Raw genomic sequence first — 2,539 nt, 5'->3', positions numbered from 1 at the left:
TGAATATTTCACTTTGAAAATCGAATAATGTTACTTGTTTGATGTCGTCATCACACTGGTGTGATGACGATTTTTCTTTTATTTTTGTTTTTCCTTTCTACAATGGAATTGTAAGGATTTCCCACCTTACATTTACATGAAAGGAGGTCATTTTTATTATGACAAAAGAAAAAGAAATTTTAAGACTCCGATCGTTAGGAATGTCTCAAAAGGCCATCATGTCTGTCGTTCATTGTGCAAGCAGAAAAATAAAGTCTACCTATGAAAAGGCTGATGAACTTTCTATAACATATGAACTTATTAAAGACAAAACTGACGATGAGATTGATGAAATCTTCGGAAACAAGAAGGAGGTGATTTATTATCAGGAAAGACCTGACTATGACTATGTTCATAAAGAACTGTTAAAACCCGGCGTCACTGTCATGCTTCTCTGGGAAGAATATGTTGAAAGATGCAAGCTTGAGAACAAACCATTTCTTAAATATACTCAGTTCTCAAAACTTTATAGGCAGCATGTTGAGAAGAATAATCTGACAATGCATATTGGACAGAAACCAGGCGAAAAAGTTGAAGTTGATTTTGCAGGACAGACTTTACCAATCTATGATCTGTCACGAAGAGAAATCATATCCAAAGCTTATCTTTTCGTTGCAGTGCTCCCTTTCAGTCAATATATCTATTGTGAAGCAACTGACAACATGAAACAGGAAAGCTGGATCAATCTTCATATCAACATGTTCAGATTCTTTGGTGGAGTTCCACTGATGATTGTCCCTGACAATTTAAAAACAGGTGTCATATCTCATAAAAAATATGAAGATATCATTATCAACAAGGCATATCAGGAAATGGCTGAATACTATGATACTGTCATCATACCAGCCAGAGTTAAGAGACCAAAAGATAAGGCATCTGTAGAATCCAGTGTTGGTATTCTTACAACCCAGATTATTGCAAGATTAAGAAATTATAGATTTTCAAGCATAGAAGAAGTAAATGAATGCATATTGGTGGAACTGGATAAAATCAACAGAAAACCATTTCAAAAGAGAGAATACAGTAGAAGCTTTGTTTATTTAAACGAAGAGCTTCCCTGTCTAAGACAACTTCCAGAGTTTCCCTATGAATTTGCAGAATGGAAGAAAGCTATCGTCAACTATAACTACCATATCAGCTTCGAAAAGAATTTCTATTCTGTCCCCTATAGATTTCTCCGAGAAAAGGTAGATGTGCGCGCTTCTAGAAAGATGATCGAAATTTATCATCGTGGTTCTAGAATTGCCAGCCATCCTAGATTGAATGGGGTAGTCAATCAGTATTCTACAATTGAAGATCACATGCCTGACCATCATAAGCTTTATACTGAATGGAATGGTGAGAGATTTAAAAAATGGGCTGAAAGAATAGGCCCATTCACCTGCAGAATCATTACTCAGAATCTTGAAAGTGTTAAAATTGAGGAACAAATGTACCAAAGATGTATGTCAATTTTAAAACTTAGCGATAGATATCCATCAGATCTGATAGAAGAAGTATCAAAATCTATACTTGAAAAGCGAGTAACCTGCAGCTACAAGAATTTTAAATCATATCTGGATTATCTACAAGATAAAAATAATAAACCAGCAGAAGAAAAAGAAGACAATGAAGGCGCACTGTTAAGAGGCGCGGATTATTATGGAGGTAGAAAATGATTAATCAAACATACGAAAAGCTATTAAGCTTAAAATTACATAAGATGGCTGAAATCTATAAGGAACAGTGTAACAACCAAGCTTTCAAAGAACTTTCATTTGACGAAAGACTGGCATTAATGGTTGATGAAGAAGTCAATGACAAATATAATAATCTTGTCACAGGTATACAAAGAAGATCAAAAATAAAAATGATGAATGCAGCGTTGGAAGATATACAGTATTACCCTGATAGAGAGCTTGACAAGGAACTCATCATGAAACTCTCAACATGCAGTTATATTGATGATCATATCAATGTCATTGTGATTGGTGCAACTGGAAGCGGGAAGACATATATTGTATCAGCATTGGGAAATGCCGCATGCAAGAAAGCAAAAGTTGTAAAGTATATAAGATTACCGGATTTATTGTTTGAATTGGATCAAGCAAGACGAAATGGAAAATATAAGCCAAAATTAAGATTGTATGCAAGAGCTGAAGTTCTTATTATTGATGAATTTCTACTTAATCCAACAACTCAGGAACAACAAGGCGATATTCTCGAACTGTTGGAATTAAGATATGATAGTCATACGACAATTATTGCTTCACAATTCACACCAGATGGATGGCATAAAAATCTAGGCGGAGGAGCAATAGCAGATGCCATACTTGATAGAATAGTATCGTCTTCGTATACCATTCATATAAAGGGCGACAAATCAATGAGAACGCGAAAAAAGGATTAATAAAAAATGTCACTATGGTCAAATCTATAGTGACTATTTTTTTATCATCACACTGGTGTGATGACGTCATCAAACGAGTGAAACGGAGTCATCTTTTTAGTGAAATACTCA

At 34.8% G+C, this 2,539-nt stretch carries 2 protein-coding genes; both read left to right on the top strand.

Annotated elements, in window-relative coordinates:
* Positions 1–158: 158 nt before the first annotated feature.
* Complete coding sequence (istA, locus tag E0K96_RS12010; protein ID WP_168083440.1) at positions 159–1,697, top strand: IS21 family transposase; 1,539 nt, start codon at positions 159–161, stop codon at positions 1,695–1,697.
* Positions 1,694–2,428 (top strand): ATP-binding protein, encoded by a 735-nt coding sequence (locus E0K96_RS12005; protein ID WP_168083438.1) that lies wholly within the window; start codon positions 1,694–1,696, stop codon positions 2,426–2,428. The genes istA and E0K96_RS12005 overlap by 4 nt, the downstream gene beginning before the upstream one ends.
* The last annotated feature ends 111 nt before the right edge of the window (positions 2,429–2,539 follow it).

The organism is Massilimicrobiota sp. SW1139, from assembly GCF_012027715.1.
In the GTDB taxonomy this organism is placed as follows: Bacteria; Bacillota_I; Bacilli_A; order Erysipelotrichales; family Coprobacillaceae; genus Allocoprobacillus; species Allocoprobacillus merdigallinarum.
Note: the sequence above shows the minus strand (reverse complement) of the source record. Positions and strands in the feature narration are given on the sequence as shown.